Annotated in this window: 19 protein-coding genes; 7 read left to right on the top strand and 12 right to left on the bottom strand. The window is 63.3% G+C overall.

The features are described from left to right. On the top strand, window positions 1-1,125 hold a 1,125-nt coding region (gene pcaF, locus AO692_RS19260), incomplete at its 5' end, for a 3-oxoadipyl-CoA thiolase (protein ID WP_054311667.1). A 113-nt stretch (window positions 1,126-1,238) separates the two neighbouring features. On the opposite strand, the gene AO692_RS19255 is transcribed toward pcaF, so the two are convergent. Genes AO692_RS19255 through AO692_RS19215 form a run of 9 tightly spaced genes read right to left on the bottom strand, consistent with a single transcriptional unit; the run spans window position 1,239 to window position 12,146 of the window. Then, window positions 1,239-2,660, bottom strand: a complete 1,422-nt coding sequence (locus AO692_RS19255; protein ID WP_054311666.1) for an FAD-binding oxidoreductase — start codon at window positions 2,658-2,660, stop codon at window positions 1,239-1,241. Window positions 2,661-2,678: 18 nt separating this feature from the next. Continuing rightward, window positions 2,679-3,491: a creatininase family protein gene (locus AO692_RS19250; protein WP_054311665.1), complete on the bottom strand. Its 813-nt coding sequence runs from the start codon at window positions 3,489-3,491 to the stop codon at window positions 2,679-2,681. A gap of 43 nt (window positions 3,492-3,534) precedes the next feature. Beyond that, window positions 3,535-4,665: a mandelate racemase/muconate lactonizing enzyme family protein gene (locus AO692_RS19245; protein WP_054311664.1), complete on the bottom strand. Its 1,131-nt coding sequence runs from the start codon at window positions 4,663-4,665 to the stop codon at window positions 3,535-3,537. A 21-nt stretch (window positions 4,666-4,686) separates the two neighbouring features. After that, complete coding sequence (locus AO692_RS19240) at window positions 4,687-5,583, bottom strand: carbohydrate ABC transporter permease (protein ID WP_054311663.1); 897 nt, start codon at window positions 5,581-5,583, stop codon at window positions 4,687-4,689. A gap of 1 nt (window position 5,584) precedes the next feature. Then, window positions 5,585-6,529, bottom strand: coding sequence for a sugar ABC transporter permease (locus tag AO692_RS19235; RefSeq protein WP_054311662.1), 945 nt, complete (start codon window positions 6,527-6,529; stop codon window positions 5,585-5,587). Further along, a complete protein-coding gene (locus AO692_RS19230) occupies window positions 6,530-7,756 on the bottom strand; it encodes a sugar ABC transporter substrate-binding protein (protein WP_054311661.1) in 1,227 nt (408 codons plus the stop codon). A gap of 57 nt (window positions 7,757-7,813) precedes the next feature. After that, window positions 7,814-9,763 carry a glycoside hydrolase family 31 protein gene (locus tag AO692_RS19225; RefSeq protein ID WP_161808090.1) on the bottom strand — a complete coding sequence of 650 codons (1,950 nt, stop codon included), beginning with the start codon at window positions 9,761-9,763 and terminating at the stop codon, window positions 7,814-7,816. Then, window positions 9,756-11,099, bottom strand: coding sequence for a hypothetical protein (locus tag AO692_RS19220; RefSeq protein WP_054311659.1), 1,344 nt, complete (start codon window positions 11,097-11,099; stop codon window positions 9,756-9,758). The genes AO692_RS19225 and AO692_RS19220 overlap by 8 nt, the downstream gene beginning before the upstream one ends. Then, complete coding sequence (locus tag AO692_RS19215) at window positions 11,100-12,146, bottom strand: ROK family protein (protein ID WP_054311658.1); 1,047 nt, start codon at window positions 12,144-12,146, stop codon at window positions 11,100-11,102. Window positions 12,147-12,337: 191 nt separating this feature from the next. Here AO692_RS19215 and ugpC point away from each other — a divergent pair, with 191 nt between their 5' ends. Together ugpC and AO692_RS19205 are read left to right on the top strand one after the other, a co-directional pair. After that, the gene (gene ugpC, locus AO692_RS19210) at window positions 12,338-13,462 is read left to right on the top strand and encodes a sn-glycerol-3-phosphate ABC transporter ATP-binding protein UgpC (protein WP_054311657.1); all 1,125 of its coding nucleotides are present in this window, start codon (window positions 12,338-12,340) and stop codon (window positions 13,460-13,462) included. Window positions 13,463-13,471: 9 nt separating this feature from the next. Beyond that, a complete protein-coding gene (locus AO692_RS19205) occupies window positions 13,472-14,413 on the top strand; it encodes a PfkB family carbohydrate kinase (protein WP_054311656.1) in 942 nt (313 codons plus the stop codon). 7 nt (window positions 14,414-14,420) lie between these two features. Here AO692_RS19205 and AO692_RS33720 read toward each other — a convergent pair whose 3' ends face one another. From AO692_RS33720 to AO692_RS19195, 3 genes are all read right to left on the bottom strand, one after another. Continuing rightward, a complete protein-coding gene (locus AO692_RS33720; RefSeq protein ID WP_280138640.1) occupies window positions 14,421-14,639 on the bottom strand; it encodes a cupin domain-containing protein in 219 nt (72 codons plus the stop codon). Window positions 14,640-14,672: 33 nt separating this feature from the next. Continuing rightward, on the bottom strand, window positions 14,673-14,819 hold the full coding sequence (locus tag AO692_RS33715; protein ID WP_244483414.1) for a hypothetical protein: 147 nt from the start codon (window positions 14,817-14,819) through the stop codon (window positions 14,673-14,675). 87 nt (window positions 14,820-14,906) lie between these two features. Continuing rightward, on the bottom strand, window positions 14,907-15,929 hold the full coding sequence (locus tag AO692_RS19195) for a LacI family DNA-binding transcriptional regulator (protein WP_054311655.1): 1,023 nt from the start codon (window positions 15,927-15,929) through the stop codon (window positions 14,907-14,909). Window positions 15,930-16,117: 188 nt separating this feature from the next. Between AO692_RS19195 and AO692_RS19190 the strand changes: the two genes are divergently transcribed. From AO692_RS19190 to AO692_RS19175, 4 genes are read left to right on the top strand one after another with little or no spacing between them, the layout of a single operon-like run. Beyond that, the gene (locus AO692_RS19190) at window positions 16,118-17,188 is read left to right on the top strand and encodes an ABC transporter ATP-binding protein (protein WP_054311673.1); all 1,071 of its coding nucleotides are present in this window, start codon (window positions 16,118-16,120) and stop codon (window positions 17,186-17,188) included. Window positions 17,189-17,222: 34 nt separating this feature from the next. Next, window positions 17,223-18,188: an ABC transporter substrate-binding protein gene (locus tag AO692_RS19185; protein ID WP_054311654.1), complete on the top strand. Its 966-nt coding sequence runs from the start codon at window positions 17,223-17,225 to the stop codon at window positions 18,186-18,188. Window positions 18,189-18,202: 14 nt separating this feature from the next. Next, entirely contained in the window at window positions 18,203-19,936 is a 1,734-nt protein-coding gene (locus AO692_RS19180) for an iron ABC transporter permease (protein WP_054311653.1), read from the top strand. Next, window positions 19,924-21,039, top strand: coding sequence for an MBL fold metallo-hydrolase (locus tag AO692_RS19175; protein WP_054311652.1), 1,116 nt, complete (start codon window positions 19,924-19,926; stop codon window positions 21,037-21,039). The genes AO692_RS19180 and AO692_RS19175 overlap by 13 nt, the downstream gene beginning before the upstream one ends. The last annotated feature ends 9 nt before the right edge of the window (window positions 21,040-21,048 follow it).

Below are 21,048 nucleotides of genomic sequence, written 5' to 3'. Positions count from 1 at the left end.
CTCGGCGCGGAGCCGATCAGGGCGCTGGTGGCCCGCAATGCCGGTGTCGACTGGGATGCGGTCGACGATGTCTATTATGGCTGCGCCAACCAGGCCGGCGAGGACAACCGCAATGTCGCCCGCATGGCGCTGCTTCTGGCCGGCCTGCCGGTCTCGGTGCCGGGCTCGACGATCAACCGGCTGTGCGGCTCGGGCATGGATGCGGTGGCCATTGCCGCGCGCGCCATCAAGGCCGGCGAAGCCGAACTGATGATTGCCGGCGGTGTGGAATCGATGAGCCGCGCCCCCTTCGTCATGCCCAAGGCCGAGACGGCCTTCTCGCGCCATGCCGAAATCCACGACACCACCATCGGCTGGCGTTTCGTCAATCCGCTGATGAAGAAGCAGTACGGCATCGATTCCATGCCGGAGACCGGCGAGAACGTCGCCGAACAGTTCGGCGTCAGCCGGGCCGACCAGGATGCCTTTGCGGTGCGCAGCCAGGAGAAGGCGGTTGCCGCACAGGCCAATGGCCGGCTGGCCAGGGAGATCGTCCCCGTCACCATCCCGCAGAGGAAGGGCGATGCGATCGTGGTCTCCAAGGACGAGCACCCACGTGCCGGCACCACGGTGGAGACGCTGGCGAAGCTCGGAACGCCGTTCCGCAAGGAGGGCGGCACGGTGACGGCGGGCAACGCGTCGGGCGTCAATGATGGCGCGGCGGCGCTGATCGTGGCGTCGGAAGCTGCTGTCGCCAAATACGGGCTGACCCCGATCGCGCGTGTCCTGGGTGCTGCCACGGCCGGTGTCGAGCCCCGCATCATGGGCATCGGTCCGGTGCCGGCCACCCAAAAGCTCTGCGCCCGGCTCAACCTGACGCCGCAGGACTTCGATGTCGTCGAACTCAACGAGGCGTTCGCCGCGCAAGGCATCGCCGTACTGCGCGAACTTGGCCTTACCGAGGATGCCGCCCACATCAACCCGAATGGCGGCGCGATCGCGCTCGGTCATCCGCTCGGCATGTCAGGTGCCCGCATCACCGGTACGGCGGCACTGGAACTGAAGGAACGCAACGCCCGCCTCGCACTCGCCACCATGTGCATCGGCGTCGGCCAAGGTATCGCCATCGCACTCGAAAGGGTGTGAGGGCAAAGGCGCGGATTCTTCAAGGTTCGTTCGCTCGCACCGCGTTTGCTTCTGGCTGAGAAGGGCTTCGCGCCGAGGTGCAGATGCGGCCGCCTCGGGTGGCGAGACCTATCTCAAGATGCCTTCCGCGCCACTTGATGGCTCGACAGATGTTCGATCTCGTCGGCCGGGAGATGCTTCACCTTATCCCAGAGCCGTGATTTCGCCGAGTTCAGCAGCCCCCGGGGGTCGAGCCGCTTCTTCCAGGCGAGGTGGCGAAAATCCGGTTTCATGGACCCGCCTTCAACATAGGGAACGTGCGGGTTGGAGGTCGGGCAGCTGTGGTCGTCGTAGATCTTTGCGAGCTCGAACAGGCGCTCGTCGGTCGTGTAGCGCACCACCGGCAGATCGAAGGCCACGAGCTGGTCGTTGAGCAGGGCGAACTCGTGATGCATGAGCACCTCGTCACCCAGTATCGGCTGCAACTCATCGATCTTGGCGCCGTCGAGCGGAGGCCGGAAGGTCACCTGCAGATTGGTGACGCTGCGATCCTGCTTCAGCACCTGCAGAGTCGTATGGTTGTAGGAGAATTCAGAAAGCGCCGGCAGATCCGAAGCTTTCAACGTCGCATTGTCGAGTTCGAGCTCCTTGATACCGCCATGCTGCGATATCAGGCGCGACGCCTCGCCGGCATGCGCCTCGGCCACCATGACGAGCAGCAGGTCGCGTCGGCGTGTCGCGATATCGCCGAGTTTCGTGATCGATGCGGTGATCCGCCTGTCGATCGTGGTCAGCAGCTTCAGGTCGATCTGCCGCGCCGAACCCAATGCGATCCCGGCCTCGAAGGCGCGTCTGTAACTGTCGAATGAAGCAATGATGTTGATCCACCGGGCGGAAGGCATCGTGCCCAGCACGAGGTCGGTAATGACGCCGTTCAGGCCCCAGGCATGGTGGATCGCCGAGATGTCCTTGCCGGTGAATTCGTGCCGCCTGGGTTCTTGCTCGACGGAGAGGGCCGCGATGCGCTCGATGTTCTTGCCGTCGCGCAGCATGCCATGCCGGATCGAGCCGATCCCACCCGAGCCGCCCGCGATGAATCCCCCTATCGTCGCGATCGCCTCGGTCGAGGGAAACAGCGGCAGTTCCCGGCCTTTCTCGGCCAGTGCTTCGTTGATCACGCCGATCCGGGCGCCGGCTTCCACGTGAACCGTGTCGCTTCCGATATCAAGGACGCGGTTCAGGCTGGTCATGTCGATGATGAGCCCGCCCTGCATCGGGACGGCCTGGCCATAGTTGCCTGTGCCACCGCCTCTCAGCACGATCGGTACGTTCCAGTCGAAGGCAGCGGCGAGGCACTTCGCCAGTTCTTCCATCGATTTCGGTACCGCCACCAGATCACCGAAGCACGACGACAGCTCGCGGCTGAGGATCGGGCTGTACCAGAAGAAATCGCGTGAGCGCTTCTTCACCACCGAGGGCGTGTCGATGGTTTCGACTTCGCCGAGCACGCCGGCAAAGGCTTTCCAGTCGATATCGTTCTTTCCCGAGATGGACATGTTTCCTCCGGCCGCCTCTTAATGCGCACGGTCCCGTTGATCTTGCTGGTCGCAGAAACGCTCGAATTCGTCGAGGAAACGAGCGAAGTTGCGGGCCGCCGTTTCCAAGAGCTGCTCTCCGATCTCCGGCGTAGCCGCGGCGGCGTTGCCGCACGCGCCGGAAACGCTGAGGTCTTCGATCGTCCAGGCAGGCCGGGCGCGTCCGGGCGAAAGGCCGATATGAGCATAATCGCCTTGCCAGTTCTCGGCCTGGTTGGCGAAATCACCTGCCTTATCCATTGCGACGAGTGCGGGTTTCAGCGCCAACATGGCGCTTGTCTCGACCAGTCCGGCATGGATGCCAAAGGCGCCCTCGCGCGCATCGCTATGCCGCTCGGCCTCGTTGAAATTGTACCAGTGGCAGGTGGCGATCCTGAGCCCATGGGCAATCTTGAGATCGCGCGCTGCAATCTCGAGCACGGGGGTGTTGCCGCCATGGGCGTTGAGCAGGACAAGCCTGCGGAACCCGGTTTTCGCCAGGCTGTGGGCGAGATCGCCCAATATCGCGAGCAAGGTTGTGGCCGACAGCGAAAGCGTTCCAGCAATCGTGCCGTGCTCATTGCTCTTGCCGTAGGCAAAGCCGGGCAGGGCCAGGATCGAGGGCCCGGCTTCCATCCGGGCAAGTGTCCGATCCAGCACCGCCTCGCCGAGGTCGCGATCGACCGAAACCGGCAGATGAGGACCGTGCTGTTCGATGGCCCCGACAGGCAGGACACAGATCGTGCGCGCCCGGTCCAGGGCCGCAAAGCCCGGGCGTGAGAGGTCGGCCCAGCGTGAGGCGCGTCGCGTCATGCGGATACTCCGGCTTGGAAATTCAGAGCCATCATCTGCCTTCCTATTGATAGGACGCGCCGGGAATGAACGGATATTTCCCGATCAGGCTCTCGTCGATCTCGACGCCGAGCCCTGGGCCTTCCGGTGCGCTGATGGTGCCGTCGACGACTTCGATAGGGCTTCCCAACTCGTCACGGAACGCGTTGATCGCCGATACGTCGGCTTCATAGATGAAAGCGTTGGGTGCGACGGACAGGACATGGGTCGACGCCGCGGTGCTTAGCACCGATGCGCTTGTATGCGGCGCGAACTGCAGGTGCCAGGCGTCGGCGAGCGCGGCGATCTTGAGGATTTCGGTGATGCCGCCGGTCTTGCAGCAATCCGCCTGCACGAATTGTATCAGCTGCTCGCTGATCAGCGCGCGCAGTTCGTGGCGGGTGAAGTGGTTTTCACCCGCGGCGAGCGGTGTCGAGGTTATGTCGCGCAGGCGCCGGTAACCAGGCAGGTTGTCGGGCGTGAAAGGCTCCTCCAGCCATGCCAGCCTGCCGGCTTCGCATATCTCCGCGATGCGGTGGACATCCGCTGTGCGGTAGCGAGTGCCGGCATCGGCCGCGAGCACGATGCTGTCCCCGAATGCCGCGCGCACGCCGGCCACGCGCTCCAGGTCCTTTTCCAGCGTGTCGCCGACGCGCAGCTTCATGAAGTTGTAGCCTTGGGCGATGTAGCGCTCGATTTCCGCCGTGAGATCTTCGATCGGCTGAAAGCCGAGACTGATGCCGCCGGCATAAGCCTGGATAGGCCGTCGCTTGCCGCCAAGCAGCTTGTAGACGGGCTGGCCGAGATCCTTGCCCTTGATGTCCCACAGAGCGAGGTCGACGCCCGAGAGACCGATCACCGCCGCAGCGCCCGGTCCGTGCGTGGCGATGAAGCGGCGATAGCTCCTGTCCCAGATCGCTTCGGTTTCGTGGGCGTCCAGGCCGGTGAGGGAAGGGCCGAGCGCATCGTTGATGAAGGCGGCGATCGTGCTTGGCGTCTGGGCATGATGCGCCTCGCCGTAGCCGACGATGCCGTCCTGTGTCTCGATGCGCACCAGCACCATGTCACGTTTGGCCGAACGACCGACGGCGAAGGTTGCCCCGCCCGGGGTCGGGCAGGACAAGGCAAAAGCCTGAACGCTTTTGATCTTGGTCATGGTGTCGATGCCTTTCCGGGATCAGCCCTTCACCGCACCGCCGCCGACGCCGGCGACAAGGTGTTTCTGAAGGAAGAAGAAGATCAGCAGGATGGGTGCCGCCGTCACCACGCCCCCGGCCATCAGCATGCCCCAGTCGGTCGTGTACTGGCCGATCAGCCCGGAGAGGCCGAGCGGCAAGGTACGGTTCCTTTCCGAGAGGATGAAGGTGGAGGCATAGAGGAACTCGTTCCAGGTGTGGATCATCACCCAGGTTGCCACGGCGACGATGCCCGGCCGTGCCATCGGCAGGATGACGCGCCAGAACGCCTGCCAGCGCGTGCAGCCATCCAGCCGCGCGGCATCTTCCAGCGAATGCGGCACCTGGGCGAAGAACCCGCGCATGAGCCAGACGCACAGCGGCAGCATGTAGCTCAGATAGACCGGGATCAGGCCGTACAGGCTGTCCAGCCAGCCGAGGAACTTCAACTGGATGTAGAACGGGATCAGCAGCAGCACCGGCGGGAACATCTGGCCGTAGAGCATGAACAGCGGCAGCATCACCGAGCCTTTGAAGCGATGGCGCGCCATGGCGTAGCCGGCGGTGACCGACAGCAGCACGCTGATGACGGTGACGCTGAGCGTCAGGAACAGGCTGTTCAGGGCAAAGCGCCAGAACTGCGCACCGATCAGCAGGTCGACATAGTTCTGCAGGGTGATGGCGTGGGGCACGATCGAGGGCGGTCGAGCGAAGATCTCGTCTTTTGCGCGCAGCGATGTCGCGATCATCCAGTAGAAGGGGAACACGCACCAGATGAAGGCGGCCCACAGGCCGGCATAGAGCAGCGCCATGCGCACCCATTTGGGCGTGCGCCTGCGCCGGAGTGATGCCGTGGAGCGGTCGCGTGCCGTTTCGCGGGTTGAGGAGGATGTCGACATCTCAGTCGGCTTCCTTGGCCTGGATGAGCTTCAGATAGATCGTGGTGGCGATCACCAGCCCGACGAACAGCATGGTCGCGACGGCCGACGCCCTGCCGAGGTCGAAGCGCTGGAAGCCGTATTTGTAGGCCAGCGTGAACAGGATCTCGGACGAATTGAGCGGCCCGCCTTCCGTCATCAGCCAGATCGCGTTGAAGTTATTCACTGTGAGGATGAAGGTCAGCACCGCGGCGATGGCGAAGGAGACGCGGATCTGCGGCAGGATCACATGCCACAACATCCGCCAGCCCGATGCACCGTCCATGGATGCCGCTTCCAGGATCGACTTGGGCACGAGTTGCAGTGCCGCCAGCAGAAGCAGCATCACGAACGGCGTGCCTTTCCAGATGCTTTCGACGGTCACGGCATAGAGCGCCGTGGCCGTGTCGCCCAGCCAAGGGTGGTAGTCGTTGATCACCCCCAGCCGCACCAGCATCTCGTTCACGATGCCGACGCTGGGGTCGTACATCCAGCGCCATGTGAGGACGGCGACCACGCTCGGCACCACCCACGGCACCAGTATGCCCGAGCGGAAGAAGCCGATACCCGGCACGATGCGATGCAACAGCAGCGCCAGCGCCAGGCCGAGCCCGAGTTGCGCCACGACATTGAGCACCACCCAGATCACCGTGTTGAGCGAGGCGCGCATGAAATTCGGATCGGCGAAGACCCTTTCGAAGTTGCGCATGCCGACGAAAGGCATGTCGCCGCTGTTCAGGGTGCGCAGGGTCACGTCATAAAAGGCCGAGGTGATGCCGGACACCACCGGATACACCACCACGCCGATCGCGATCAGGATGGCCGGCATGACCATGAGGTAGGGGTAGAGGCGCGCACCCGTGCCGTTCTCGAAGATCGAGGACCAGTGCGGTTTCAGTCTCGTGGTTTCCCGGGTGCGCGTCGTCATTTATCTGGCCAGCAGGTTCTCGACTTCGGCATTGGCTTCCGCCAGGGCCTCAGCCGCCGGCTTGCCGCGGATAACGGCATCCCACATGTTGCCGAAGACACCATGCATCTCGCTCCAGGAGGCGACGACGGGACGGGGATGGCCAGCACCAGCCTGCGCCATGAAGGGCTGCATCTCCTTGGGCAGCTTGGCGATCGCTTCCGGTGTCGTTGCCGCGACCGTCGCCGAGAGGCGCTGATACTTGCCCATCAGTTCGATACTGCGTTCGCCGGTGAGCCATTCGACGAGCTGGAAGGCTGCCTTGGGTGACGCTGTACCCTGGCGGACGGCAAGGTTGTAGCCACCGATGACGGTAGCTGCTTTCTTGCCCTGCGGTAGCGGGTGGATCGAGAAGGCCAGGTTCGGCGCGTTCTTCTTGATGGCGGAGATCGCCCAGTCGCCGCTGATCACCATTCCGGCGCGCTCCTGGATGAAGGGGGCATGGACCTCGTCCCAATTGCCGGCCGTCAGCACCGACTCCGGCATCGCCTTGTCCTGCGTGTAGAGTTTGGCCAGGAAATCGACGGCCGCGATCGCTTCGGGGTCGGCGACATGCGACTTGCCCGCGTCGTCGATGATCTCGCCGCCGGCCTGCCAGATGAAAGGATAGAGCTGGAAGGCGCCCATGCGGTTGGAGCCGAAGCTGATGCCGTAGGTGCCTTTTTCCGCATTGGTCATGGCGACGGTGGCCGCGCGCAACTCTTCCCAGGTGGCCGGAGCCTTGTCGATACCGGCCTGCGCCAGCATCTTGTCATTGACGATCAGGGCTGCGTTGTTGGTGTAGAGCGGCAGGGCATACTGCTTGCCCTGGTAGCGACCACCGGCCAAAGGACCGGGCTGGTACTGTGCAGCGAGCGGCGCGGACTGCTCGGTGATGTCCATCAGCAGTCCCGCATCGGCAAGGCCGGCCACCCAGGCGATGTCCAGGGCCATGACGTCGGGCCCGGCACCGCCGGACATGGCAACGAACAGGTTGCGTTCCATTTCCATATGCGGAACCGCCTGCACTTCGACTTTGTTGCCGGTTTCCGTTTCGAACTTCTTGAGTTCGGCATAGAGCGGCGCATCCGGACCGGACGCCAGCGGAGCGTTCACCCAGAGCACCAGATTGTCAGCCCAACCGGGTGCCGTTCCCATCCCGGCCATGATCGCAGCGGCCATGGCGCCGCTCTTCAGCAAATTCCTCATGTTTTCTCCTCCACTTGTGCGCTCGCGAACCTTCTCCCAAGGCTTCACGGTGCCGGATTAAGTCATGACGCTCATCCATTCGATCTCGGCGCCAAACCATTTCGAGAACACGGCCAGCTCAGGCTCCGATGCCACGCCCTTGCTGGTGCCTTTCACGATGCCGACCGCCTCCACGGACCAGCCGTCCTGTCCACGCGACGCCTTCGACGCATCCTCGGCGAACACGACCTCCACCGCGCGCCGCGCCTGTGCATCGCGCGCCAGCACGAGGCGGGCGCCCTTGCGGATGAAGATCGGCATCCTATCGAGGGGGACGTCGTGGATACGCCAGGTCGACCCGTCGACATAGGTGCCGGAAAGCACGTCGAACCATTCCCCTTCGGGCAGGTAGACCGCCCGCGTATTGCCGTAGAAGGCGACCGGCGCCACCAGGATGTCGTCGCCCAGCATGTATTGCTGATCCCAGTCGTTGATCGACGACCAGTCCACCTCCGGAAAGGACAACGGCATCATGCGCAGCAGCGGCAGGCCGCCGTTTGCGGCCGTGTGCCCGTGACGTTGGAACACCGGCAGCAAGGAAAGATGCAGGCGGGCGTAGTCGTCATAGACCGCGACGGACGTCGCATCCATGTCCCATGGTTCCCGGCAACCCAGCCCGTGCAGCATCATCAGCGGCGTGAAGCAGGAGAATTGTGCCCATCGCGCGAATACCTGCGGGGTCGGTGTGCCAAAATAGCCGCCGAGATCGCTGCCGACGAACGACCAACCTGCAAAGGCGGCGCTTTGCGCTGCGCGGACCGCCGAGGACAGGCCGGTCTTGGGGCAGAAGTCGGAGGTCTGGTCACCGCTCCAGATCGGCGCGCGAATGCGCGGAGAGCCCGAGCGGCTGATGATCGCCGGGGTTCTCCCGTCGAAAGCGGCGATGGTCGCTTCGAGGTAATAGCGGACAAAGGCGTTGTGCGCCTGCCCGCCCGTTTCCCCGGAATGCAGCAGCGCGTGTTCGGGAAGCTGTTCGCCGAAATCTGCCTTGAAACCCTTGATGCCGCGTTTGAGCAGCCTCCGTAAGTTCTCCGACCACCAGTCGCTGGCTTCCGGATTGGAGAAGTCTATCAAGGCGGCGACGATGTTGGGATTGGCGCCAGGCCTGCGGGTGATGGCCGTGCCTTCCGCGTCCCTGATCGTGTAGCCTTTCGCGCTCGCATAGGTGTAGGACTTCGTGCCGACGACCACCCAGGGGCATAGCCACAAATAGATGTCCGTGCCGTCGGCGGCCATGCGGGCGACCATGTCCCAGGCATCGGGATATTTCGCGGTGTCGAATTCGAAGGAATGGACTTCACTCGCCCAGTAGGCATCGATCAGCTTGATCGCCATCGGCAAGGAGAGGTTTCGGTAGCCTGCAATGTCGGCTGCAACCGTCTCGGCGTTTTCGATGCGCCAGTCGCCAGCCTTCCACAAGCCGAAGAATGAATCCTCCGGCATCGTCGGCGGGCCGATCCGTTCGATCAGTGCCAGATAGAGCTGGTCCAGGGTGCCGAGATCGATCTCGATCTCGAGCCGGTTGCCTTCGACCTGGATGCGCAGGACGTTTGGGTCGAAAGGCGCTGCGACATGGAATACCGCGGCCGCTTCGCCGGGCAGATAAACCGCATAACCGAGCGAGGTGGCGATCCAGGGCGACGGAAGGTAGGTGCCGTTGCCGAGGCCGAAATTCTCGAGATAGTACCGCACCGATTGGCCGCGCAGGTTCAGCGTCTCGAAGCGTTCGCCGCCGCCGAAAGCCTGGAATGCCTTTGGCAGCGCGAAGACGATCTCCATTGCTTCGGCGTGCGGATGCGTTGCGACGATGTGCCAGCTGTCGCCTCGGCGGGTGGTCGAGACGGAGAGCTCGCCGCCCCGTTCGAAGGCTGCACTCGTCCACGATCCGCCGGCGGCACGCCAGCCGAGGCCGATGGGCCGGTACACCGCGTCGACCGGAAAGGTCGCCCTGCCCATCGCCTCAGACATGGTCGACCTGCACGCCAAGTTGGCGGCCGAGATGCAGGACTGCTTCGGCCCAGCGGCCATAGACGGCGGTGACGTGGTGTTCATAACCCTCGTCGATGAAGTGGCGGACCAGGGTCTCGGAATCGGCGGCATCCGGCCTGAAGAAGCCTGCCGCGCGATTGGCCTGCGATTTCCGGGCCAGCATCTCGCCCTCGCTGACGAAGATGCGCAACTGTCCGTCGGCACGCAGCGACAGTCGCATCAAGGTCAGCGGACCGACCTTCAGCGGAAAGGTTTCCTGCTTGAGCGCAGGGTCGAGCGAGCGCGGTCCATCAGCCAGGCGCGGGCTCACGCCATAGTGCCACAGCACCAGCCGGTCGTTGTGGCGGTCGATGCCGGAGATGTCCGTCAGGAAGGGCAGGGAGGCTTCGTCGAATGCGCGGGCGACCAGAGCGGTCACCGCGCCCATCACATCGCCTTCTGGTGCAAGCGGTACAGAGCGATCGGAAAGCTCGCCCAGCGCTCCCCATGTTCCCTTGAAATTCTCGGCATAGAGGATCTCGGGCCAGTCGCGGATCGCGATGGCATCGGCCTTGACCTTGTCCAGTCCTGCCGCGAGCCGCGCATAGGTGCGGCCGAGGATCATGCGGCTTGTCTCGTCGTCACCGCCGTCGAAGCTTGCTTGTGCCCAGCGCTTGCCGGCAGCTGCTTCTGCGTCAGGCCCAGCCTTGCAGCCGTCGAGGAATTTGACGAGCGTCATCTGCTCGATCGTCACATCCAGATGCTGGCGGATCATCCAGGGATCGACGGCCAGATTGGTGAACCAGTCGGCATGCGCGCCGATCAGGGCGATGCGGGCGCCGCGAATGCGTCTGTGGGCGCGGGACGCTGCTGAAAAAGCGGCGAGGTCCCTGGTCAGTTCGGCGTCGCCGGGATTGCCGAGCAGAAGCGTGAACTCGCGCCCGAACCGGGTCAGGGTCGAAGCCCAGAGCTGCGCGCCACACAGCGAGTTGGTGATGATCTGATCCGTTTCTTCCAGCGCCCACAAGGCGATCGGCAGACGACGCTCGCCCAGATGCGAAAGCACTTCATGCAACAGCTCTGCCGTCGCGAAGGTGGAGAGCTGGATGACGAGGGCGTCGAGTTCACCGAGGTCGAGGTCGGCAAAGGCTTCGGCGCAGCTTGCGCGATCGCGCGCCAGTTTCGATGCGACGACAAATCGACCGGCCAACTCCTGCGTGCCGAGAAGTGCTGAGGTGCGCTCTATCAGCTCAGTCGCGGCTGCTTCCGGAAAAAGTGGCGAAGCCACGAAGACAACACCGACACGACCAGCGGCCGGTGATTTCTGGGTCTGCATTCAGGCGATCTCCTCCAACGCGGCGCGTTGGCCGGACTTCTCGTCCAAGGCACCGTCACGTACGAAACAGTAGGCCGCATAGTGCAGGGCGGCCTTCGGATCGTTTCCGATCAAGGGTTCGATGAACGACAATTCCAGACGCTCCGGCGAATAGCCGCCGAGCAGGCTCTGGTTCAGCCCGTGAGCTATCGCCGCGCGATCGGCTTCTGGCATCAACGAGGGCCAGCCGCTGATGACGACCTTGGGCACGGAATGCAGGTTGAGCGCGTTGCCGAGCGCCAGCCCAAGCAGGAACTGGCGCTCACGGAGCACTTCACGAGCGGCCGGATCGACGCTGAGCGCTTCCATGAAATGGTCGCCCTTCGTCAGGATGTCCGCGTCGCTCAAACCGATGATCGGCGAAATGGCTCGCAGCGACGTATAGGCTTCCAGGCAGCCCTTGTGACCACAGCGGCAGGGCAACCCGTCGCGCTCGATCACCATGTGGCCGATCTCGAAGGCCGAGAATGCATCGACGGGTGCTGCATCGTTGACGATGACCCCGGCCACGCCGTGTCCCGCGAAGAGAAAGAGGTGGTCGCCCGAAATGTCATAGCCGGCCGGATGCGAGTAGCGATGGAAGGCGGCCTGGGCGATCACCGAATTGGTGAATGTAAGTGGTACGCCCGGCAGGGCCTCGCCCAACGACAGCGCGAGGCGGCGCATGTCCCAGGGATAGATCGGATTGCCGCCTTCGCGCCCGAAGCCCGGAACGGACATTGCCGCTTGGCGCAGCGTGATGCCGCGCACGCCGACCCATTCGCGGACATTTGCGGCACTCTCGGCAAAGAGACGCTCGAAGTCCTGCTGGGAAAGCTGCGGCGACGCCGGCACGCGCTCGACATAATCCAGCGTTCCCTTCAGGTCGCCGACGCCGAATGAAAGCCGGCTGTTGGACAATTCGATACCAAGGACGGTGATATCTTTGCTTAGTGTAACAAAAGCGGTTGGCGCACCTGCATTGCTGGTCTGCTGGCGTTTTTCTTCGACGAGGTTTTCTCTGCGCAACTCGTTGAGGATTCTCGAGACGCTGGCTTCCGTGAGGTTGGAATCTCGAGCAATTCCGGTTCGAAATGCGCCTTTTGAGCGCAAAAGGCTCTCGAGAACGCTGGCTCGCGTTTCTCTTCGGCTGCGTGGGACAAATCGACCGGACATTCTTGGATCACATATTTACACAGTGTAATTATCCTGCTTTAAAAATGGCTGTTGTCAACGGGGAGCGAGAAGAAGTGACTGAGTTGACGCTGCGAGGTGTGCACAAGCGCTTCGGTACCGTTGACGCGGTAAAGGCGGTGGATCTGGATGTCACCGACGGCGAGTTCGTCGTGCTTGTCGGGCCGTCCGGCTGTGGCAAGAGTACGCTGCTGCGCATGATCGCCGGGCTGGAGGAAATCAGCGGCGGCGACATCATGCTCGACGGCCGCAGCCTCAACGCGGTCGCGCCGCGTGACCGCGACATGGCGATGGTGTTCCAGGATTATGCGCTCTATCCGCACATGACGGTTTCGGAGAATCTGGGCTTCTCGCTCAAGATGCGCGATCTCCCGGCAGATCAGATCGACGGCAAGGTGCGCGACGTCGCGCAGATGCTCGAACTAGAGCCTTATCTTCACCGCAAGCCGAGGGCGCTTTCCGGCGGCCAGCGTCAGCGCGTCGCGCTGGGCCGCGCGCTCATCCGTGACCCCAAGGTCTTTCTCTTCGACGAGCCGCTATCCAACCTCGATGCCAAGCTGCGCGTCGGCATGCGCATGGAGATCCGCAAGCTCCAGGCCGCGCTCGCCACCACAAGCATCTACGTCACGCACGACCAGACCGAGGCGATGACCATGGCCGACCGCATCGTCGTGCTGCGGCTTGGCGAGGTCCAGCAGATCGGATCGCCGAACGAGATCTACCAGCGTCCTGTGAATAGCTTCGTGGCAAGCTTCATCGGTTCCCCACCCATGAGCCTTATCCCGGCGAAGATTGATACGGATACCAGTGGCGCCGTGCTGGATTTCGGCGAAGGCCATCGGCTGCCGCTGCGAGCGGGCCGTGCTGAGGCAACACGTCGCGCGGGCATCGACCGGGTCGATGTCGGCTTGCGTTCCGAGCACATCAGCCTCGCTGGGGACGTCGGAGATGCAAGTTCCTTCGTCTCGGACATCGTCCTGGTGGAGGACCATGGCGCCGACTCCATGGCCGTGGTTCGGCTGGGCGGACGCGAGGTCATGGCGCGCGTACGCCCCGGCAGCGTCCGTATCGGCGAGACGTCCCGCCGCTTCACCGTCGATCTCAACGCGATCCACCTTTTCCATCCCGAAACGGGTATGCGCCTTGTCTAGGGATTGGCAATGACCCGTTCTCGCAAAGGCAGCTCCGTCTTCTGCGTCGGGCTTGCGCTGCAGGACACCATCCTCACGCTCGACCGGATCCCGGATCGTGCGGCGAAGGTCTATGCGAAGGGGCGTCGTGAAGTCGGCGGTGGTCCCGCGGCGACAGCGGCAGTGACGGTGGCACGGCTCGGTGGGCATGCGTCGATCGCGGCACGGACGGGTGAGGATAATATCGGCGCCACGATCCGGGATGAATTCGAGGCAGCGGGCGTCGACACGGCCTGGCTACGCGCCTTCCCGGGCATACAATCTTCCGGTGCCGTCGTGCTGGTGGACTCGGGCGGCGAACGGTTGATCGTCGCTTATGCGGATCCCGAATTGCCTTCGGCGGCGAATTGGCTCGAGCCGGAGGACTGGGGCGACGCGGTGCTGTGCGACCTGACCTGGCCCGAAGGTGCGCTGCGAGGCCTGAACGCGGCTCAGGCTGCCGGCATCCCTTCGGTGCTCGACGCCGACATCTCGCGCCATGCTGCGGGTACAGTTGCCGCGATCGTGGAAGCGGCTGGTCATGTTATCTTCTCGCGCCCCGGCCTCACGCAGTTTACGGGCACGGAGTCGATGGAAGAGGGGTTGAGGATCGCGCGTCGCCCATCCCATATCTTCGTTGGCGTGACGGATGGTGCGGATGGGCTCTTCTGGCTGGAAGACGGCGAACTCCGCAACGCACCGCCACCCAGCGTTGATGTCGTCGACACGACCGGCGCCGGGGATGCGTTCCACGGCGCGTTCGCCCTGGCATTGGCCCATGGCCGTCCGATCGCGGATGCGATCGTCTTTTCGAACACGGTTGCTGCTTTGAAATGCACCCGTCCTGGTGGCCGTGCCGGTCTTCCCGATACGGCTGCTCTGTGCGATTTCGCCCCAGAACTCGATCTCGACTGGTTGATGGTCGGCGCGTGATCCGGGCTTAGAACGTCGGCGGCGTGCAGGTCCACAGGATGCTGGCGGGTTCGTCGCCGGCGTTGCGATATGAATGCGGCACATGCGAGCGGAAGCAGAAGGCATCGCCCGCCTGCAGGCTGTGCACGACCCCGTCGAGGTTCAGGTCGATCTTGCCGCGCAGCACGTAGCCGGTCTCTTCGCCTTCATGGGTGATGGATTCGCCGCTTTTGCCGCCGACATCGATGTGGTGGATCGTGCTCTGCAGCAGGTGACCGCCCTAGGGGATGATGCGTTCGAACGAGACGCCGGCACCGTCGCCCGGCCGGTTGTCGAGCGTCACCACGGGCCGCTCGCCGGCGCGGAAGACCGGCGTGTCTTCCGGTTCGGTTTCGTCGAAGAGCCAGCTGATGTTGGTCTCCAGCACCCGCACCAGCCGATGGATCAGCGGCAGCGAAGGCAGCGCCTTTCCATTCTCGGCTTTGGAGAGCAGGCTCTCCGAGCAACGGCTGCGCTATCTGGTCGAAGGCCACGCTGCTGGAAAACCGGTGGTCGCACGCTCGATCAGTTCGACCGGGATCGTGAAGTTCAATGCGCCCTCGGATAATTGCCGTTCATCGTCGAGGCAGTTCAGGATGGCTTCTGTGAAAGCCTCGACCGGGTGGCTCACCGTGGTCAGTCCATACGATGGCCAGGCGGTTTCCGGGATGTTGTCGAAACCGATGATGGAGAAGCGCCGTGGCACTTCCTTTGCCAGTTCAAAGCGGGCGGTGTCGAGGAAGCCGAGGGCAATCAGGTCCGTCGCGCAGAAGGCGCCGTCGATCGATGCGTCGGCCAGGAGCTTGCGGGCGGCCTCGCACCCCGTCTCGAAACTGTTTGGGCCATCCATCCAGGATGTAACCTTGGCTCCGGCCTGATGCATGCAGGCGACGAAGCTCTCCGTGCGCCGCTTCTGGCTCACGCTTCCATTGCCGCTGCGGACAGCCACGACATGGCGACGGCCGTCCTGCAGCATGCGTTCGGCCGCCAGTCGTCCGCCGGTCAGATCATCCGTATCGATCTTGTCGGCGTTGCCCGGCAGCGTGCCGCGATTGATCAGGATCAGGCGCACGTCGTTGCGCAGGCACGCTTCGATGATCTCTTCGGGCGGTGCGCCCGAAAGGATGATCACCGCACGCACGCGATACTCCAGAACCTGGTTGACCAGGGTACCGATATCGTCGCGTGCTGCTTCCGCATTCAACAACATGCATTGGAGATCGCGCTTGAACAGGGCGGCGCTGATGCGATCGAGCAGAGCAGTGTTGAATGGCGAGTTCAGATTAGCAGCGACCACGCCGACGAGATTTGACTGCGCCATCTGCAGCCCCTGGGCCAGCCTGTTGACGCGGTAGCCGAGCTTTTCGGCGGCGCGCAGGATCCGTTCCCGCACGTCCCGGGAGACACTGGCGCCGGGGGTAAAGGTGCGCGAGACGGCGGACCGCGAAACGCCTGCTTCTCTTGCGACGTCCGCGGCTGTGATGAAACCGCTCTTCATTGTCCATGCTCCATGGGTCGCAGGCCGCGCGAATAGTCTGAACTTTTGTCTTTGCGTCACAAAACTGAAGCACAAACTCGCTAAATTGCACACGTGTGCAGGAGCATTGATATGAAGTTGCAATGCGATTGTCCAGACTGGAAAACCAAGAAAAAATCTTTTCTTTTCAAATCGTTGAGGAAGCCGTCTTGGCCGATATCGTCATCAGTGATCTATCGAAGATGTATGGCGGCAAGCGCGTTCTCGATCGCGTCGCAATGCATATCGTCGACGGTGAATTCATCGCGGTTCTCGGGCCTTCCGGTTGCGGCAAGACGACCCTGCTGCGCTTGTTGGCCGGCTTCGAAACACCGGATGAAGGAACCATCCAACTCGGCGATCGCATCGTTTCTTCCAGGGAGGCCAATGTGCCGCCGGAGAAACGCAATATCGGCATCGTCTTCCAGAACTATGCGCTCTGGCCGCATATGAGCGTGGCCGACAATGTCGGTTATGCGCTGAAGATCGCCGGCGCGAGTACACAGGAACGTCTGCAGCGCAGCCGCGATGCGCTGGCGGTCGTCGGCATGGAAAATCTGGCGGAGCGTGCGCCCTCCGACCTGTCCGGCGGCCAGCGCCAGCGCGTCGCCCTGGCGCGCTGTCTCGCAGCCAAGCCATCCGTGATGCTGCTGGACGAGCCGCTGGCCAATCTCGACGTGCATCTGCGCGCGGCGATGGAAAACGAGTTCGTGCGCTTCCATCGCCACACCGGCGCAACCATGGTCTACATCACCCATGACCAGTCCGAGGCGATGGCTCTGGCCGACCGCATCGCGGTGATCGATCGCGGTCGCCTGGTGCAGTTCGATCGGCCACGTGATCTCTATCGGGAGCCACAAAGCGAAATGGTCGCCCGTTTCATCGGCAACGGCCAGGTGCTGCCTGTTCAGGATGTCCGTCCCGACGCCGACGCCGCCATCGTCAGCATCTTTGGCAAGGACCATCGTGTCCGGGCACGCAGGAGCGAGCAGGTTCGTTCTTCGGCCAGGCTTTCCGTCCACACCTCGGCGATGCGTTTGGCGCAGCCGGGCGAAGATGGCTTCGCCGGCAAGGTCGAGCGGGTCATCTATCGCGGCAACCACAGCCAGGTCGATTTCCTCGTCACCGCTGAGCCGGATCTGCAGCTGACGCTGCACGCGCCGGCCGATGTCGCCATTCCATCGGACGACACCATCCAAGTCTGCATCAGCGACGGCTGGGTCATCCCCGCCGCTGCCTGACGTTTTTTCCCTCTCACAGCAACAGGAGTTTTCCATGCGCCTTACCACTGCCCTTATGCTCGTCTTATTGAGCGGAACGGCCGTCAACGCCGAAACCTTGACCCTCTACACGTCGCAGTCGCCGGAGATCGCCCAGCAGACCGTCGACGCCTTCCAGGCCAAGTATCCCGACATCAAGGTGGAATGGACCCGTAACGGCACCAGCCAGCTCTTGAACGTGTTGCGCGCTGAAATCGAAGCCGGCGACGTCAAGCCGGACGTGCTCCTGGTCGCCGACACCATCAACCTTGGCCAGCTGAAGAAGGAAGGCCGCTTGATGGCCTATCCGCAGGCCCCGGTCGGCTCGTATGACAAGAGCACCTACGACAAGGACATGACGTTCTTCGGCACCAAAATCATCTCGACCGGCATCGCCTACAACACCGAGAAGGCCAAGCCGGTCGAAACCTGGAGCGCCTTGCTAACGGAAGACAATAAGGGCCAGATCGCCGTGCCGAGCCCGCTCTATTCGGGCGCCGCGCTCAACCATCTCCACAGCGTGGTCAACGTCCCGGGTATCGGCTGGGAATTCTATGAAGGCCTCGCCAAGCTCGACATCGCTCCGGAAGGCGGCAATGGCCCGGCGCTCAAGGCCGTCGCCAGCGGCCTTGCCAAGTACGGTATCATCGCCGACGCCGACGTCATCCGCGCCAAGGCCAAGGGCTCGCCGGTCGACCTGATCTTCCCGAAGGATGGCGTCTCCTTCATCACCGAGCCGGTCGCCATCATGTCGACCGCCAAGAATGCTGACGGTGCGAAGAAGTTCATCGACTTCCTGCTGTCCAAGCAAGGCCAGGAACTCGTCGTGACCCAGGGCAACCTGCCGATCGATCCGTCGATCACGCCGCCCGCCGGCTTCCCGAAACTGTCCGAGATCAAGCTGCTGCCGATGGACGCGGACAATGCCGTGGCGACCGACAAGGAGACCCGCGAGAAGTTCACCAAGATCTTCGGCGGCTGATAGAAAGATAGAAAATGGCGTTGATTGCCATGGAAAAGGTCGAGGAGCGCCGGCGCTTGCCGGCGCTTCTTCCCAAGGCTGAATGGGTGGTGCTGGGGCTGCTGGTGATCTTCGTTGCCGGCCTGTCTTTCGCGCCGCTGCTGCGTCTTGCCATAACCGCGATCGCACCGGCCGGTGTCATCGATCTCGGCCATGTCGCCGAACTGCTGTGGAAAAAGAAGGTCCTGACGGCGTCGACAAACACGCTGGTCGTCGCCCTGCTGTCCACTTTGCTCGCCATGGTGCTCGGCACCGTAGCAGCCGCACTGACCGTTCTCACCGACATGCGCTTCAAGACGGCATGGGTCTTCGCATTCGTGCTGCCGTTGATGATCCCGCCACAGGTGACGGCGCTTGCCTGGGTTCAGGCCTTTTCGCCATCGAGCCCGGTCCTGGGCCTGCTTGGCCTATCCCTGCATGATGGCGGGCGGCATCCGCTCTATTCACCGGGCGGCATCATCCTGTTGCTGGGCTTCTATCATGCGCCGCTGGTGTTCCTGACCGTGCGGGCGGCGTTGCGGCGCCTGCCTGCCGAACTGGTCGAGGCGGCGCGCGCCGCTGGGGCCACCAGCTGGCCGCTGATCTTCACCATCATCCTGCCGCTGGCGCGGGCCGGCCTGTTTGCCGGCGCTGCGCTGGCCTTCGTCTCGTCGATCAGCAATTTCGGCATCCAGGCCATGCTGGGCATTCCGGCGCGATACCCGACCCTGATCACGCTGATCTATCAGCAGATGAACAGCTACGGTCCCTCGGCGCTCGCCGACATGGCGGTGCTCGCCCTGCTTCTGTCGATACTGACCATTGTTGGGGTCGCCATCAGCGGCTGGCTCGGTCAGCGCGGCGATGTCCGCGTCGACGGCATCGGCCGCTCGCTCGAGATACGGCTGGGGCGATGGCGTCCTATCGTCGAGGCAGTCAGCTGGCTGTTCATCGTGCTCACCATGGCGCTGCCGCTGTCGGCGCTGGTGGCCACTTCCGTCGTCACCGGCTTCGGCCAGGAACTGAGCTGGAAGACGCTGACGCTGGTCAATTACGCCAATGCCCTCGTGCATCAGGCTTCGATCCGCAACGCGTTCCTCACCAGCCTGCTGCTGACATCGATCACGGTCGCCATCCTGATGATCGTGTCGCTGTTCATGGCCTATTTCATCGTCTGGAAGCGTGGCCCGCTGGTGCGTGTGCTGCATCTGTTCAGCGAACTCACCTATGCGTTGCCCGGCATCATTCTCGCCGTGGCGATGATCCTGTTCTTCCTGAGGCCGTTGCCTGTTCTCGGTTTCAGCATCTACGGAACCGTCTGGATCATTTTGGCTGCTTATCTGTCGAGCTTCCTGGCTCTCGCGCTGCGTCCCGTCCTGGGCGGTTTCGCGCAGATCGACCGTGCCATGGAAGAGGCAGCCCAGGTTGCCGGCGCTGGCTTCCTGGCGCGCATGCGTGACGTCATCATTCCGCTCGTCGCGCCCGCCGCGGTTGCCGGCGGCGTCATGGTCTTCATGAGCGCCCTGAACGAGATCCAGGTCTCGATCCTGCTGGTGTCGTCCAATGTCCGCACCATCGGCCCGATGGTGGTCTTCCTGGAAGAGGGCGGATCATCGACGCTTGCGGCAGCCGTCGGCTGCCTGATGATCGCGGCCGTGCTGATCCTGATGCTGGCGGCGACATGCTTTTCGCGCTACCTGCCGAAAGGGGTGCTGCCTTGGCAAAACTGACGGTTATCAGCGGGCAGGGTGGCAAGCTTCCAGCCGCCTTCCTGCTGGACATGGGCGGCCGGCGTATTCTCTTCGATCTCGGGGAGGGCCCGCAGCCCGGCGTGAAACCCGATCTTTCGCAGGTCGGGCCTGTCGATGCGATCTGCCTCTCCCACGCCCATATCGATCATGTCGGCTCGCTCGACCTTGCGGGCCAACTCGGCAATCCGCCGGTCTATGCGACAGTCCAGACATTCAGGCAGATTTCAGAAGCAATGCTCCCGCTGGAACGACGCCTGCAACTGCCGGTCAGCGGAGAAACCGAAATCGCCGGACTGCCGGTGATCGTCGGTCGAAACGGCCATGCGCCCGGCGGCATCTGGCTCCATTTCGCCGGTCACGGCGGCGTTCTGTACATGGGGGACTGGAGCGCGGAGTCGCTGTTGTTGCCGTTCGACTGGCCGCCCGCCGCGGGCTGTCTTGTCACCGACGCGTCCTATGGCGATTTCGAGGAATCGCTATCCTCCCAGGTCGAGACTATCGCTGCCTTCGCCGCGGCAGGCGCGGTGCTGTGCGTGCCGGCTGGCGGCAGGGGGCCGGAAATGATGCTGGCGTTGAGCGGGCTGGGTCTGAAAGCGATTGCCTGTCCAGTTGTGCGCCGGGAAATGGAACGTCTCGCCGGCGACGACAGCGGCATGATCAGTGCCGAAAGCCGCGCCGGCATCGCCGCGCTGCTGCAGTCGATCCCGTTGGGGGATGAATGGTCTCCGAGCCAGGTGATCGTGGCGACGGAGGCCAATGCGGAAACCGGACTTGCGGCTCAACTTCTGCATCGCCGGGACGACGGTTTTCGCTTCCTGTTCTCCGGTCATGTTCCGGCGCAGACGCCGGCCTGGGAGATGCTGCAACGCGACGAGGCGCGATGGCTGCGCTGGAATGTCCATCCACGGCTGCAGGACACGATGGACCTGGTTACGCGCACTGGCGCAGAGAAGGTCGTGGCGGCGTTTGTGCGGCCCGAAGAGATGCTTCAGCTAGGGCAGTGGCTCGGAGCGCGTCTTTCTCTGGAAAGAATTATCTCCTTGCCTGTCGATCGAGACCAATCAATGAAAGCCGCGGAATAGGACTGCAAG

This window comes from Mesorhizobium sp. 1M-11 (assembly GCF_001303895.1).
Taxonomy (GTDB): Bacteria; Pseudomonadota; Alphaproteobacteria; order Rhizobiales; family Rhizobiaceae; genus Mesorhizobium.
Note: the sequence above shows the minus strand (reverse complement) of the source record. Positions and strands in the feature narration are given on the sequence as shown.